The organism is Streptomyces sp. NPDC029138 (assembly GCF_055564375.1).
In genome coordinates this window covers 1-14,625 of the sequence record NZ_JBVHWM010000011.1, presented here as the reverse complement: position 1 = coordinate 14,625, position 14,625 = coordinate 1, and the positions used below count along the sequence as shown (strand labels likewise).

The window sequence follows — 14,625 nt, the reverse complement described above, 5'->3', positions numbered from 1 at the left end:
GGGTGCCTCAGGACTCCTGGGTGAGGGAGACGAGAACGTCGTCCCCTTCGATCTTTACGGGGTATACGGGGACGGGGCGCGTCGCGGGGAGGCCGGACGGCTTGCCGGTGCGCAGGTCGAAGGCGGAGCCGTGCAGCCAGCACTCGATCTGGCAGTCCTCCACCTCGCCCTCGGAGAGGGAGACGTTCGCGTGGGAGCAGATGTCGTAGATCGCGAACACCTCGCCCTCGGTCTTCACGACCGAGACCGGCGTGCCGTCGAGTTCCACCCGCTTCGGGGTGTCCTCCTCCAGCTCGCTCAGCCCACAGGCGCGTACGAACGACGTCATGCGACCGAAGCCTCCAGCTCTTCCTCGATCTTGGCGAGCAGGCGCTCCTCGATGTCGGCGACACCGATCTGCTGGACCAGCTCGGCGAAGAAGCCGCGGACCACCAGGCGGCGGGCCTCGTGCTCCGGGATGCCGCGGGCCATCAGGTAGAAGAGCTGCTCGTCGTCGAAGCGGCCGGTGGCGGAGGCGTGGCCGGCGCCGACGATCTCGCCGGTCTCGATCTCCAGGTTCGGCACCGAGTCGACGCGCGAGCCGTCCGTGAGGACCAGGTTGCGGTTCATCTCGTAGGTGTCCGTGCCCTCGGCCTTGGCCTCGATGAGCACGTCACCGATCCAGACCGCGTGCGCGTCGTCGCCCTGGAGCGCGCCCTTGTAGACGACGTTCGACTTGCAGTGCGGGGTGTTGTGGGTGACCAGCAGGCGGTGCTCCTGGTGCTGCCCGGCGTCGGTGAAGTACAGGCCGAACAGCTCGGCCTCGCCGCCGGGGCCGGCGTACTCCACGCGCGGGTGCAGGCGGACCACGTCACCGCCGAAGGTGACGACCACGGACTTGAAGGAGGCGTCCCGGCCGACCAGCGCGTTGTGCTGGGCGACGTGGACGGCCTTGTCGTCCCAGTCCTGGACGCAGACGACGGTCAGCTTGGCGCCGTCGCCCAGGAGGTATTCGACGTTGGCGGCGAGCACCGCGTCACCGGTGTGGTCGATGACCACGACGGCCTCGGCGAAGGCGCCCAGCTCGATCACCTGGTGGCCGAAGGCGGTGCCGCCCTGGCCGTGCACGGCGATGCGGATCGGCTCGGTGAGGACGGTGTCCTTGGGGACGGTCACGACCGAGGCCTTCTCGAAGGCGGAGTACGCCTGGGCGGCGACGCGGTCCACCGGGGTGCCCGCCTTGCCGAGGCGCGCGTCGCCGCGGCCGACGGTCTCGACGGTGACGCCCTCCGGGGCCTGGACGTCGACCTTCACGCCGTCGCCGTTCGCGACGGCGGTGCCGTCGTGCAGACCGCGCAGGCGCTCCAGCGGGGTGAACCGCCACTCCTCCTCACGGCCGTGCGGGACCGGGAAGTCCGCGACGTCGAAGGAGGGGGGCGCGCTCATGCGCGAGACGACGGTCGACTCCGCGGCGACCGCGATCGAGCCCGCGGTGGTGGAACCCACGGGGATGTTCTGGGCCTCAGCCATGGCTGTCGTAGTGCTCTCTTTCTTACGTGTGGGCTTGACGGGGAGTGCGGACCGGTGATTAACCGACCGCGCCCTCCATCTGCAGCTCGATCAGCCGGTTGAGCTCCAGCGCGTACTCCATCGGCAGTTCCTTGGCGATCGGCTCGACGAAGCCGCGCACGATCATCGCCATGGCCTCGTCCTCGGAGAGGCCGCGGCTCATCAGGTAGAAGAGCTGGTCCTCGGAGACCTTGGAGACGGTGGCCTCGTGGCCCATGGACACGTCGTCCTCGCGGACGTCGACGTACGGGTACGTGTCCGACCGGGAGATCGTGTCGACCAGCAGCGCGTCGCAGAGCACGTTCGACTTCGACCCGGCGGCGCCCTCGCCGATCTCGATCAGACCGCGGTAGGACGTACGACCGCCGCCGCGCGCCACCGACTTCGAGACGATGTTGGACGACGTGTTCGGCGCCATGTGGACCATCTTGGCGCCCGCGTCCTGGTGCTGACCCTCGCCCGCGAAGGCGATGGACAGGGTCTCGCCCTTGGCGTGCTCGCCCATCAGGTAGACGGCCGGGTACTTCATCGTCACCTTGGAGCCGATGTTGCCGTCGATCCACTCCATGGTCGCGCCCTCGTAGGCCACGGCGCGCTTGGTGACCAGGTTGTAGACGTTGTTCGACCAGTTCTGGATGGTCGTGTAGCGGCAGCGGGCGTTCTTCTTCACGATGATCTCGACGACCGCGGAGTGCAGCGAGTCCGACTTGTAGATCGGCGCGGTGCAGCCCTCGACGTAGTGCACGTAGGCACCCTCGTCGACGATGATCAGGGTCCGCTCGAACTGGCCCATGTTCTCCGTGTTGATGCGGAAGTAGGCCTGGAGCGGGATCTCCACGTGCACGCCCTTCGGCACGTAGATGAAGGAGCCGCCGGACCACACGGCGGTGTTCAGCGCGGCGAACTTGTTGTCACCGGCGGGGATGACGGTCCCGAAGTACTCCTTGAAGAGCTCCGGGTGCTCCTTCAGCGCGGTGTCGGTGTCGAGGAAGATGACGCCCTGCTCCTCCAGGTCCTCGCGGATCTGGTGGTAGACGACCTCGGACTCGTACTGGGCGGCGACACCGGCGACGAGGCGCTGCTTCTCGGCCTCCGGGATGCCCAGCTTGTCGTAGGTGTTCTTGATGTCCTCGGGCAGGTCCTCCCAGGACTCCGCCTGCTTCTCCGTGGAGCGCACGAAGTACTTGATGTTGTCGAAGTCGATGCCCGAGAGGTCCGAGCCCCAGTTCGGCATCGGCTTCTTCTCGAAGAGCTTCAGGCCCTTCAGCCGCAGCTTGGTCATCCACTCCGGCTCGGACTTCTTGCCCGAGATGTCGCGGACGACGTCCTCGTTGAGGCCGCGCCTGGCGGAGGCACCGGCCACGTCGGAGTCGGCCCAGCCGTATTCGTACTTGCCCAGGCCCTCGAGCTCAGGGTGGGCAGTCTCCGTGGGGAGAGTCATGCGGGGTTCCTCCCGGCCGTGCTTGCAGGTGCGTCAGTGGAAATCTTGGGGATGAACGTCGTGCAGACGCCGTCGCCGTGCGCGATGGTCGCCAGTCGTTGGACGTGGGTGCCCAGCAGCTCCGCGAAGATCTCCGTCTCCGCCTCGCACAGCTGCGGGAACTGTTCCGCGACGTGGGCGACCGGGCAGTGGTGCTGGCAGAGCTGCTCGCCGACCGGTGCGCTGCGCGCCGTAGCAGCGTACCCGTCGACGCTCAAGGCCTTGGCCAGCGCTTCGGCGCGCTTGTCGGGGGTCACGGCCTCGATCGCCTCGCGGTACGCGCTCGCCTGGGCGGTGATCCGGGCGCGGGCGAAGGCGGCGACCGCCTCCGGGCCGCCCCCCTGCTCGGCGATCCAGCGGAGCGCGTCCGCGGCGAGCTTGTCGTAGGACTGGTCGAAGGCGTCCCGGCCGCAGTCGGTGAGCGCGAAGACCTTCGCGGGGCGGCCACGCGTGCGCGTGCCGTACACCCGCTGCTCGCGGGCCTCGACGACGTCGTCGGCGGCCAGCGCGTCCAGGTGACGCCGGACGGCCGCCTGGGTCAGTCCCAGCCGACCGGCGAGTTCGGCGACGGTCGACGGCCCGTGGTCCAGGATGGACCGCGCGACCCGGTTGCGCGTCGAGCGCTCACCGGTCGCTAGCTCCTCCTGAGGGGCCCCCGTGGGGGTCTCCCGAGCCTCGCCGACGTTTTTCACAACGCCATTGTTGCGTAATTCCGCGGCGCCTGACAAGCGCGGTCCGGATCACCGGCCGGTGCCCTGCGTCACTTAGGCCTACCTAATCCGACCTGCGGGAACGATCATCTGATCGATCACCCGCCGCAGTCGGCAGGGGGAATCCGGTGGCGCCCGGCGCGCCCGTCCGCGAGACTCCCGAACCATGCCCACACCCCCTCCGACCGGCCCTCTTGTCACCCGGGACGGCATCGCCGCACAGCTGAGACTGCTCGGTGTCGAGACCGGTGAGACCCTCCTCGCGCACTCCTCGCTCAGCTCCCTCGGCTGGGTGAACGGAGGCGCGGTCGCGGTCGTCCAGGGGCTCCTGGACGCGCTCGGCCCGTCGGGGACACTCGTCGTCCCCACCCAGACGGGCGGTCAGTCCGATCCGGCCGTCTGGGCGAATCCGCCGGTGCCCGAGGAGTGGTGGGACCGTATCCGCGCCACCATGCCGCCGTACGACCCGCTGATCACCCCCTCCCTCGGCGTCGGCGTCATCCCGGAGACCGTGCGCACATGGCCGGGTGCCCTGCGCAGCGCCCACCCGCAGACCTCCTTCGCCGCCGTCGGCCCCCGCGCGCGGGAGATCACCGAAGGCCACGCCCCCGACTGCCGGCTCGGCGAGCTGAGCCCCCTCGCCCGGCTGGAGAAGCTGGGCGCCCGGGTCCTGCTGCTCGGTGCGGGCTACGACTCCTGCACCGCCTTCCACCTCGCCGAGTACCGGATACCCGCGCCCCGCGTGGAGGTCGGCCGGCCCGCTCCCGGCGGCGGCTGGGAGACGGTGATCGAGGTCTCGATCACCTCAGACCGGTTCGACGAGCTGGGCCACGACTTCGAGCGGGACCGGCCGGTCGTGCGGGGAACGGTGGGCGCGGCGGACGTCCGGCTGTTCCCGGTGGCGGACGCGGTCGCCTACGCCGAACGGTGGCTGCCGCTGCACCGGCCCCGTGAGGAGGGCTTCCGCCACCCCCACGCCTGAGGGCCGGGCGGCGTACCTAGACTCTGGACCCATGCGAAGTGAGCCGGTGGTCCAGGTCCAAGCCTTGGTGAAGCGGTACGGCGCGAAGACCGCGGTGGACGGCCTCGACCTGGTGGCCCAGCCGGGCGTGACCGCCGTACTCGGCCCCAACGGGGCGGGGAAGACGACCACGGTCGAGACCTGCGAGGGGTACCGGAAGCCGGATTCCGGCACGGTGCGTGTCCTGGGCCTCGACCCGGTACGGCAGTCCGCCGAGCTGCGCCCCCGCATCGGCGTGATGCTCCAGTCCGGAGGCGTGTACTCCGGCGCCAGGGCGGAGGAGATGCTGCGCCACATGGCGAAACTGCACGCGCACCCGCTGGACGTCGACGCCCTCGTCGAACGCCTCGGCCTCGGCTCCTGCGGTCGGACCGGCTACCGCCGGCTGTCCGGCGGCCAGCAGCAGCGGCTCGCCCTCGCCATGGCCGTCGTGGGCCGCCCGGAGCTGGTGTTCCTGGACGAGCCGACCGCCGGCCTGGACCCGCAGGCCCGCCGCGCCACCTGGGACCTGGTGAGGGACCTGCGCGCCGACGGCGTCTCGGTGATCCTCACCACGCACCACATGGACGAGGCCGAGCAGCTCGCCGACGACGTCGCGATCATCGACGGCGGCCGGGTCATCGCCCAGGGCTCCCCGGAGGAGCTGTGCAAGGGCGGCGCCGAGAACACCCTGCGCTTCACCGGCCGCCCCGGCCTCGACGTCGGCTCCCTGCTCAAGGCGCTCCCGGCCGACTGCACGGCCGCCGAGCTGACCCCGGGCAGCTACCGGGTCGTCGGCAAGGTCGACCCCCAGCTGCTGGCCACGGTGACGTCCTGGTGCGCCCAGCACGGGGTGATGCCCGACCGGATCTCGGTGGAGCGGCACACGCTGGAGGACGTCTTTCTCGAGCTGACCGGTAAGGAGCTGCGCTCGTGACCACGGCGGGTACGTACACCCCGAAGCCCGGAGCCGCCCCGCTCCCCCGCATGATCGCGGCGCAGGCGGCACTGGAGACGAAGATGCTGCTGCGCAACGGCGAGCAGCTGCTGCTGACGGTCGTCATCCCGACCCTGCTGCTGGTGCTCTTCAGCTCGGTCGACATCGTCGACACCGGCAAGGGCGAGGCGGTCGACTTCCTCGCACCCGGCATCCTGGCCCTGGCCGTGATGTCGACCGCCTTCACCGGCCAGGCCATCGCCACCGGCTTCGAGCGCCGCTACGGCGTCCTGAAGCGGCTCGCCTCCTCGCCGCTGCCCCGCTGGGCCCTGATGACCGCCAAAACGGCGTCCGTACTGGTCACGGAGGTCCTCCAGGTCGTCCTGCTGACCGTCATCGCCTTCGCGCTGGGCTGGTCGCCGCACGGCAACCCCGCCGCGGTCCTGCTGCTGCTCGTCGTGGGCACCGCCGCCTTCTCCGGGCTCGGCCTGCTGATGGCGGGCACGCTGAAGGCGGAGGCGACGCTGGCCGCCGCCAACCTGGTCTTCCTGCTGCTGCTCGTCGGCGGCGGGGTCGTCGTGCCGCTGGAGAAGTTCGGCCCGACGGGTGAACAACTGCTCGGCCTGCTGCCGATCTCCGCCCTGTCGGACGGCCTGCGGGACGTGCTCCAGCACGGCGCCGGTATGCCCTGGGGCGACCTGGGCGTCCTCGCGGTCTGGGCGGTGGCCGGACTGGCGGCGGCGGGCACGTTCTTCCGCTGGGAGTGACCCATGCCGCACGCGTCGGGGGTGCCCCTCGTGAACGCGTGCACAAGCGGCGGCCTACGATGGTGCGCGTGCCAAAGCTGAACCGCGCCGACGCCGAAGCCGCCCTGCGCAACCCGCTCGCCTTCATCGCCGACCGCTGGACCCCGGACCCCCGGACCGTCCGGCGGGCGGCGCTCGCCGCGCTCGTGATGTCGGTGGTCATCGTCGTGACCGGCGGCGCCGTCCGCCTGACCGGCTCGGGTCTCGGCTGCCCGACCTGGCCCACCTGCACCGACGACTCCCTGACCACCACCCGGGCCATGGGCTTCCACGGGGTCATCGAGTTCGGCAACCGCATGCTGACGTACGTGCTGTGCGCGGCCGTCGGCTGGGCGATCATCGCCGCCCGGGCCCAGAAGCCGTGGCGGCGCGGCCTGACCCGGCTGGGCTGGGCCCAGTTCTGGGTGGTCATGGGCAACGCCGTGCTCGGCGGCATCGTCGTCCTGGTCGGCCTGAACCCGTACACCGTCGCCGCGCACTTCCTGCTCTCCACCGCGCTGATCGCCATCGCCACGGTGATGTGGCAGCGCGCGCGGGAGGGCGACGCGGCGCCGCGTCCGCTGGTCGGCACGGCGGTGCAGCAGCTGGTGTGGTTCCTGGTGCTGGCGTCCGTGCTGCTCATCGCGGTCGGCACGGTGGTGACCGGGGCCGGGCCGCACGCCGGCGACTCCAGCGAGGTCGACCGCATCCCGATCGACTGGGAGACGGTCGCCAAGCTGCACGCGGTACTCGCCTGGATCGTGGTGACGCTGACCTTCGCCCTGTGGTTCGTCCTGAAGGCGGTCGACGCGCCGAAGGGCCCCCTGGCCCGGACGCGTGAGCTGTTCGTCGTGCTGCTGGCGCAGGGCGTGATCGGTTACGTGCAGTACTTCACGCACCTGCCCGAGGTCCTGGTCGCCCTGCACATGCTCGGCTCGTGCCTGATCTGGATCGCCACCCTGCGCGTCCTGCTGTCGCTGCGCGAGCGCCCGGAAGCCACCCTGGACCTGCCGGGCCCGGCGGCCGAGGTGCCGGTCGGCACACGCGCGTGAGTCACCCGTACGTGGTGACGAGGGCATCGATCGCCGGCCCCAGACAGGTCCGGGTCAGCCCGGCCCGCCGGGTGAGCCAGTCGGTTGCGGCGGGGGCCGGGGTGCCGTACCGGCGGCGGGTGATGTCCTCGACGACCTCCGCCGGGGCACCCAGCGCCGGAAGCTCGGTCAGGGCCTCCCGCTTGGAGATCAGGCGGCCGTCGCGCAGGGTCACCGTGGCCCGGGCGAAGGTCAGCAGGCCGAGGTCGACCCAGACGTCCTGCCGCCACAGCCGGGCCCTGTCCACCGCCGGCCGCCAGAAGTCGCGCTGGTCGCGTACGACGAAGTCGGCCAGCTGCCGGTCCGGTACCGGCGGGAGCAGGGCGGCCGGGGCCTCACCGTGCAGCACGCGCCCGAAGGCGTGCAGCTCGCGCCGGGTGACAGGGGTGACCGGCCGGCGCATCACCCGTCCGTGCGCCCAGGTGAGGTGCGAGCGGTCCACGTCGTGCAGGCCGGCCGGCGTGAGGTAGCTGCAATGGAGCCTGGCCGCGAGCGGTTCCCTCCGCAGCCTGCGGTGCAGCGCCACGAGCCGTCGTACGGTCCCCCGGTCCAGCGGACCCGGCAGCACGGCGATCAGGTCGAGGTCGCTGCGGCCCTCCTGGTAGTCACCGCCGGCCAGTGAGCCGTGCGCCCAGACGGCGCGGGGCCGCGAGGGCAGCAGTGCGTGCAGGAACCCGTCGAGCAGGGACGCGGTCGTCATCCGCTCAGTCTGGGCGCCTCACCCGAGCCCGTACACCCGTCGCGCGTTGTCCGCCGCGATCAGCTTCGCCACCCGCTGGGCGTCCTCCAGGGACCACGCGCCCTCGGCGACCCAGGTGCCCAGCACCCGGCCGAGTGCCTCCCGGAAGAGGCGGGCGCCGACGACATGCAGCTCCGGCAGGCCCTGCGCGCCGCTGGAGAAGAGGATCTTGCCGAAGGGGGCCAGCTCCAGGATCTCGGCGAGCACCGTGGCCGCCCGGGCGCCGGTGCGGACGAGCGCGGCGCCCGAGTCGGCGTAGACGTGCGGGAAGACACCGGCCAGGTGGGCGGCGTGGCGGTGGTACGGATAGCCGTGCAGCAGGATCAGGTCGGTGCCGAGGCCGGCGGTGGCCCGGACGAAGTCGGTGAGCAGCACCGGGTCCGTGCGGTCGATGCGGGAGCCGGGCTCGCCGAGACCCGCGTGCAGTTGCAGGGGCAGGCCCGAGGCGACCGCGATCCACAGCAGGTGCCGGAGCAGGACGGGGTCGGTGAGCGCGCCGCCGACGCGCCGTCCGGCCAGCCAGCGGCCCGCCGCGCCCCGCACCTCCCCCGGTCCCGGCGGCTCGGGCGCGAGGGCCAGGCCGTGTCTCAGGCCCGCGACGGAGGTGAAGGCGACGGCGGTGGCCGCGGCTCCGTGCACCGACTCGGCGAGGTTGGCGAGGAAGGACTCGACGGTGCCGGAGGTGTCGGCGACCTGCTCCGCGAGCGGTTCGAGCCGGATGATCTCGCGGGCCTGGGCCGACGCCGCGGAGGCCAGTTCGGCGGGGCCGGTGAGGTCGCCGGGCAACCCCGTGTCGACCAGGTACGTCGTGATACCGCTGCCGCGCAGCAGCCGGCGGCCCGACTCCAGGACGCCCAGTTCGCGGCGCCGGGCCAGATAGCGGGCGGGCGGGCAGTGCGGTTCGAGGCCGAGCAGGGGTGGGCACCAGCGCCGTACGGCGAAGCCGGTCTGGGTGTCGAAGAGGGTGGTGCCCGGGGCCGGGGGTCCCTCGGTGCGGGCCAGCTGGGCCTCGAAGGTGCCGAGGCCCAGTTCCGTCCGCAGTACGCCGTGGCAGTACTGGTCCACGAGGGACGGCGTCTCGATCATCCCGGTCTCCCCGCGTGCGCTGGCTTGACCGGCTAACGGGTGAACGGGGCCCGAGGTCGCGGATGAGCTCGGAGCTGCGGGTAATTTGGCGACTTCAGACCGTATGTGGCCGGCCGCGCCCATGCGGCCGAGCCGCATGTGGATACAGCCCGCGCCCCCTTCGGGGCGCTGCTCAGCCGCCCACCTGAATGCCGGCCATCCGCTTCCACTCGTACGATCCTGTCGTCACCTTCGCCGCGAACTCGCCGTCGAAGGACTCGTGGACCGTGATGCCCGCCTTCTCGACGGCCTTCTCGGCGATCTCGTAGGTCGGGGCCACCAGGTCGCCCCAGCCGCCGTCCTCGCCGACGAGGACGATGCGGGCGCCGCGTTCGCCGATGTAGGCCACCTGGCCCTCGGCGCCGCCGTGGGCCTTGGCGAAGGCGCTGATCTCCCGGGCGAGCTTGGCCACCTTGCGCTCGGCCCTCGCGTCAACCTGCTGCGTGTCTGCCATGGCCAGGATGCTACCGGCGAGTAGATCAGCTGGCGAGATCAGGGCTCTGTGACGTTCGTCAGCGCAGGAACGGGTCCACCGCGATCGCCACGAACAGCAGCGACACATAGGTGATCGACCAGTGGAACAGCCGCATCTCCTTCAGCTTCGCGCCCGTCACCTCGGCCTTGGCCCGGTTCTGCAACCCGTGCGCCTCCCACAGCCACCATCCGCCGGCGGCCAGCGCGACGGCCGTGTAGAACCAACCGGTGTAGCCGAGAGGGGTCAGGAGCAGGGAGACGGCGACCATGACCCAGCTGTAGATGACGATCTGCCGGGCCACGACCTTGTTGGAGGCGATGACCGGCAGCATCGGCACGCCCACGCGCGCGTAGTCGTCCTTCACCTTCATGGACAGCGGCCAGTAGTGCGGCGGGGTCCAGAAGAAGATCACCATGAACAGGATGACCGGCGCCCAGGAGAGCGAGTTCGTCACGGCCGACCAGCCGATGAGCACGGGCATGCAACCCGCGATGCCGCCCCACACGATGTTCTGCGACGTACGTCGTTTGAGGATCATCGTGTAGACGACGACGTAGAAGAGGAGCGCTCCGAGCGAGAGCCAGGCGCTCAGCCAGTTGACGGTGAAGCCGAACAGCAGCGTCGAGACGACCGCGAGGGCGATGCCGAAGACCAGGCACTCGGCCGGGCTGACCATGCCGGTCACCAGGGGCCGCTGCGAGGTGCGGTCCATCAGGGCGTCGATGTCCCGGTCGATGTACATGTTCAGCGCGTTGGCGCCGCCCGCCGACAGATAACCGCCGACGCAGGTGAGCAGGACCAGCGTGAGGTCGGGCACGCCCTGCTGCGCCAGGAACATCACCGGAACGGTGGTGATGAGCAGCAGCTCGATGATCCGCGGCTTGGTCAGCGCCACGAACGCCTTGACACGGGCCCCGAACGGCCGGTGACTCGGGCTCTGGCTCGTCCCGATAACCCCCGCAGGACGGGATTCAACGGCCGTCACGCACACCCCTGACAGAGACATCCCAGCAAGCCCCCCGTATGAAGTCCCGGTAAAGGCTCGCGCGTACCACGCCACTTTAGACGTTGCCCATACCCCGCCCTTCGCGGGGGTGGGGTCGTGTTGACGCACGCCCCATAAGAGGGGTCCCGGCACTCGATTGAGCGCTCAGATGACCGGCTCCGTATTCATGTGCCAAATGCCGTTCCCGGCCAGTCGGGAGGCGGATCGCGCGGACTCCCGGCAGTCTGGAAACACTCGAAAAAACGCACGTCCTTACGGGGGTAGGCTCGACAGCGGCCGGCGGGCGACAAGCACGCCGGCGGCCGGGTGGGCGCATGCCCCGACGACCGGCGACCGACATGTGGAGAGGAGCCCTGACCCAGGGTGAGCACCAAGCCGACCACCACAGACCTTGAGTGGACCGAGCTGGACCAGCGGGCCGTGGACACCGCCCGTGTCCTGGCCGCAGACGCCGTACAGAAGGTCGGCAACGGCCATCCCGGTACGGCGATGAGCCTGGCCCCGGCCGCCTACACCCTCTTCCAGAAGGTGATGCGGCACGACCCGGCGGATCCGGAGTGGGTCGGCCGCGACCGCTTCGTGCTGTCCGCCGGACACTCGTCCCTGACCCTCTACACCCAGCTCTACCTGGCCGGCTTCGGCCTGGAGCTGGACGATCTGAAGTCGTTCAGGACGTGGGGTTCCAAGACCCCCGGTCACCCGGAGTACGGGCACACCAAGGGCGTCGAGACCACCACGGGCCCGCTGGGCCAGGGTGTCGCCAACGCGGTGGGAATGGCGATGGCCGCCCGCTACGAGCGCGGTCTGTTCGACCCGGAGGCCCCGGCCGGCGAGTCCCCCTTCGACCACTTCGTCTACTGCATCGCCGGTGACGGCTGCCTCCAGGAGGGCATCTCCGCCGAGGCGTCCTCGCTGGCCGGCCACCAGAAGCTCGGCAACCTGATCCTGCTGTGGGACGACAACCACATCTCGATCGAGGGCGACACCGAGACGGCCGTCTCCGAGGACACCGTCAAGCGCTACGAGGCCTACGGCTGGCACGTGCAGCGCGTGGAGGCCAAGGAGAACGGCGACCTGGACCCGCAGGCGATCTTCGCCGCGATCCAGGAGGCCAAGAAGGTCACCGACAGGCCGTCCTTCATCGCGATGCGCTCCATCATCGCCTGGCCGGCCCCGAACGCGCAGAACACCGAGGCCGCGCACGGCTCGGCGCTGGGCGAGGACGAGGTCGCGGCCACCAAGCGCGTCCTCGGCTTCGACCCGGAGAAGTCGTTCGAGGTCGCCGACGAGGTCATCGCCCACACCCGCAAGGCGCTGGAGCGCGGTGCCCAGGCGAAGTCCGAGTGGGAGAAGTCCCTCCAGGAGTGGCGGGAGGCCAACCCGGAGCGGGCCGCCGAGTTCGACCGGATCAGCAAGGGCGAGCTGCCCACCGGCTGGGAGGAGAAGCTCCCGGTCTTCGAGCCCGGCAAGGGCGTCGCGACGCGTGCCGCGTCCGGCAAGGTGCTCCAGGCGCTCGGCGCGGTGATCCCCGAGCTGTGGGGCGGCTCCGCCGACCTCGCCGGGTCGAACAACACCACCATCGACAAGGACAGCTCCTTCCTGCCCGAGGGCAACCCGCTGCCGGAGGCCAACCCGTACGGCCGCACGATCCACTTCGGCATCCGCGAGCACTCCATGGGCGCGGAGCTGAACGGCATCACGCTGCACGGCAACACCCGTGTCTACGGCGGCACCTTCCTCGTCTTCTCCGACTACATGCGCAACGCCGTGCGCCTGTCGGCCCTGATGCACCTGCCGGTGACGTTCGTGTGGACGCACGACTCCATCGGCCTCGGCGAGGACGGCCCCACCCACCAGCCGGTCGAGCACCTGGCCTCGCTGCGCGCGATCCCGGGTCTGAACATCGTGCGCCCGGCGGACGCCAACGAGACCGCCATCGCCTGGCGCGAGATCCTCCGGCGCTGGACCAAGGAGTTCGGCAAGGGCCAGCCGCACGGCCTCGCGCTCACCCGCCAGGGCGTGCCGGTGTACGAGCCGAACGAGGACGCGGCCAAGGGCGGCTACGTGCTGTTCGAGGCCGAAGGCGGCGAGCCGCAGGTCATCCTGATCGCCACCGGTTCCGAGGTGCACGTCGCCGTCGAGGCGCGCGAGCAGCTCCAGGCCGAGGGCGTGCCCACGCGCGTCGTCTCGATGCCGTCCGTGGAGTGGTTCGAGCAGCAGGACCAGGGGTACCGGGACTCCGTGCTGCCGCCGTCCGTGAAGGCCCGCGTCTCCGTGGAGGCGGGCATCGGCCTGACCTGGCACAAGTACGTGGGGGACGCCGGCCGCATCGTTTCCCTGGAGCACTTCGGTGCCTCCGCCGACGGCAAGGTGCTCTTCCGGGAGTTCGGCTTCACCGCGGAGAACGTGGCCGCGAAGGCGCGGGAATCCCTCGCCGACGCTCAGCGCTGACGCTCATATACGACACGTAGGAGATGTAATTCCATGACAGACGCACTCAAGCGCCTCTCCGAGGAGGGCGTCGCGATCTGGCTGGACGACCTGTCGCGCAAGCGGATCACGTCCGGCAACCTCGCCGAGCTGATCGACCAGCAGCACGTCGTGGGCGTCACCACCAACCCGACGATCTTCCAGAAGGCGATCTCCCAGGGCGACGGCTACGACCAGCAGCTGTCGGACCTCGCCGCCCGCAAGGTCACCGTCGAAGAGGCCATCCGCATGATCACGACGGCGGACGTCCGCGACGCCGCCGACATCCTGCGGCCGGTCTTCGACGCGACGAACGGCCAGGACGGCCGGGTCTCCATCGAGGTCGACCCGCGGCTCGCGCACAACACCAAGGCGACCGTCGCCGAGGCCAAGCAGCTGGCCTGGCTGGTGGACCGCCCCAACACCCTGATCAAGATCCCGGCCACCCAGGCGGGTCTGCCGGCGATCGCCGAGACGATCGGCCTCGGCATCAGCGTCAACGTCACGCTGATCTTCTCCCTGGAGCGCTACCGCGCGGTCATGGACGCCTACCTGACCGGCCTGGAGAAGGCGAAGGAGCGCGGCCTGGACCTGTCCAAGATCCACTCGGTGGCGTCCTTCTTCGTGTCCCGCGTGGACACCGAGATCGACAAGCGGCTGGACGGCATCGGCACCGACGAGGCCAAGGCGCTGCGCGGCAAGGCCGCCGTCGCCAACGCGCGTCTCGCCTACCAGGCGTACGAGGAGGTCTTCTCCTCCGACCGGTGGAACGCGCTGGAGAGCGCGGGCGCCAACAAGCAGCGTCCGCTGTGGGCGTCGACCGGTGTGAAGGACCCGGCCTACCCGGCCACCCTGTACGTCACCGAGCTGGTCGCGCCGAACACGGTCAACACCATGCCGGAGGCCACGCTGGAGGTCACGGAGGACCAGGGCGAGATCACCGGCAACACGATCGCCGGCACCTACGAGCAGGCGCGCGCCGACCTCGACGCGCTGGAGAAGCTCGGCATCTCGTACGACGACGTCGTGCAGGTGCTGGAGGACGAGGGCGTCGAGAAGTTCGAGGCGTCCTGGACCGACCTGCTGAAGTCCACCCAGGCGGAGCTTGAGCGCCTCGCCCCTTCGGAGGGCTGAGTTGTCACCCGTTTCCGGTTCCGGAGCGAACCCGCTTCGTGACCCGGCCGACCGACGGCTCCCGCGTATCGCGGGGCCGTCGGGCCTGGTCATCTTCGGCGTCACGGGCGACCTGTCGCGCAAGAA

At 70.6% G+C, this 14,625-nt stretch carries 14 protein-coding genes; 6 read left to right on the top strand and 8 right to left on the bottom strand.

The features are described 5' to 3' along the window. Positions 1-7 precede the first annotated feature (7 nt). The 4 genes from ACZ4WH_RS12670 to ACZ4WH_RS12655 are packed head-to-tail and all read right to left on the bottom strand — an operon-like array spanning position 8 to position 3,720. Complete coding sequence (locus ACZ4WH_RS12670; protein WP_014671978.1) at positions 8-328, bottom strand: non-heme iron oxygenase ferredoxin subunit; 321 nt, start codon at positions 326-328, stop codon at positions 8-10. Continuing rightward, the gene (gene sufD / locus ACZ4WH_RS12665; RefSeq protein WP_468179532.1) at positions 325-1,509 is read right to left on the bottom strand and encodes a Fe-S cluster assembly protein SufD; all 1,185 of its coding nucleotides are present in this window, start codon (positions 1,507-1,509) and stop codon (positions 325-327) included. Before sufD ends, ACZ4WH_RS12670 begins: the two co-directional genes overlap by 4 nt. 58 nt (positions 1,510-1,567) lie before the next feature. Then, positions 1,568-2,989, bottom strand: a complete 1,422-nt coding sequence (gene sufB, locus ACZ4WH_RS12660) for a Fe-S cluster assembly protein SufB (protein WP_014671980.1) — start codon at positions 2,987-2,989, stop codon at positions 1,568-1,570. Next, the gene (locus tag ACZ4WH_RS12655) at positions 2,986-3,720 is read right to left on the bottom strand and encodes a helix-turn-helix transcriptional regulator (RefSeq protein WP_468179530.1); all 735 of its coding nucleotides are present in this window, start codon (positions 3,718-3,720) and stop codon (positions 2,986-2,988) included. The genes sufB and ACZ4WH_RS12655 overlap by 4 nt, the downstream gene beginning before the upstream one ends. Before the next feature lie 184 nt (positions 3,721-3,904). Here ACZ4WH_RS12655 and ACZ4WH_RS12650 point away from each other — a divergent pair, with 184 nt between their 5' ends. The 4 genes from ACZ4WH_RS12650 to ACZ4WH_RS12635 are packed head-to-tail and all read left to right on the top strand — an operon-like array spanning position 3,905 to position 7,512. Further along, positions 3,905-4,720 (top strand): AAC(3) family N-acetyltransferase, encoded by an 816-nt coding sequence (locus ACZ4WH_RS12650; protein WP_468179528.1) that lies wholly within the window; start codon positions 3,905-3,907, stop codon positions 4,718-4,720. A 31-nt stretch (positions 4,721-4,751) separates the two neighbouring features. After that, the gene (locus ACZ4WH_RS12645) at positions 4,752-5,675 is read left to right on the top strand and encodes an ABC transporter ATP-binding protein (protein ID WP_468179526.1); all 924 of its coding nucleotides are present in this window, start codon (positions 4,752-4,754) and stop codon (positions 5,673-5,675) included. A 50-nt stretch (positions 5,676-5,725) separates the two neighbouring features. Beyond that, positions 5,726-6,442, top strand: a complete 717-nt coding sequence (locus tag ACZ4WH_RS12640) for an ABC transporter permease (protein WP_468179787.1) — start codon at positions 5,726-5,728, stop codon at positions 6,440-6,442. A gap of 59 nt (positions 6,443-6,501) precedes the next feature. Then, positions 6,502-7,512 (top strand): COX15/CtaA family protein, encoded by a 1,011-nt coding sequence (locus ACZ4WH_RS12635; protein WP_468179524.1) that lies wholly within the window; start codon positions 6,502-6,504, stop codon positions 7,510-7,512. Position 7,513: 1 nt separating this feature from the next. Here the strand turns inward: ACZ4WH_RS12635 and ACZ4WH_RS12630 are convergent, their stop codons facing one another. From ACZ4WH_RS12630 to ACZ4WH_RS12615, 4 genes are all read right to left on the bottom strand, one after another. Further along, positions 7,514-8,251, bottom strand: coding sequence for a nucleotidyltransferase domain-containing protein (locus ACZ4WH_RS12630; protein ID WP_468179522.1), 738 nt, complete (start codon positions 8,249-8,251; stop codon positions 7,514-7,516). 18 nt (positions 8,252-8,269) lie between these two features. Next, positions 8,270-9,376 (bottom strand): amidohydrolase family protein, encoded by a 1,107-nt coding sequence (locus ACZ4WH_RS12625; protein WP_468179520.1) that lies wholly within the window; start codon positions 9,374-9,376, stop codon positions 8,270-8,272. Positions 9,377-9,548: 172 nt separating this feature from the next. After that, entirely contained in the window at positions 9,549-9,869 is a 321-nt protein-coding gene (locus ACZ4WH_RS12620) for a hypothetical protein (protein WP_468179519.1), read from the bottom strand. Between the two features lie 58 nt (positions 9,870-9,927). After that, positions 9,928-10,896: a heme o synthase gene (locus tag ACZ4WH_RS12615; protein WP_468179517.1), complete on the bottom strand. Its 969-nt coding sequence runs from the start codon at positions 10,894-10,896 to the stop codon at positions 9,928-9,930. 363 nt (positions 10,897-11,259) lie between these two features. Here ACZ4WH_RS12615 and tkt point away from each other — a divergent pair, with 363 nt between their 5' ends. Both tkt and tal read left to right on the top strand, forming a co-directional pair. Beyond that, positions 11,260-13,347, top strand: a complete 2,088-nt coding sequence (gene tkt / locus ACZ4WH_RS12610; RefSeq protein WP_468179515.1) for a transketolase — start codon at positions 11,260-11,262, stop codon at positions 13,345-13,347. Between the two features lie 33 nt (positions 13,348-13,380). Continuing rightward, positions 13,381-14,499 carry a transaldolase gene (gene tal / locus ACZ4WH_RS12605; protein ID WP_468179513.1) on the top strand — a complete coding sequence of 373 codons (1,119 nt, stop codon included), beginning with the start codon at positions 13,381-13,383 and terminating at the stop codon, positions 14,497-14,499. Positions 14,500-14,625 lie beyond the last annotated feature (126 nt).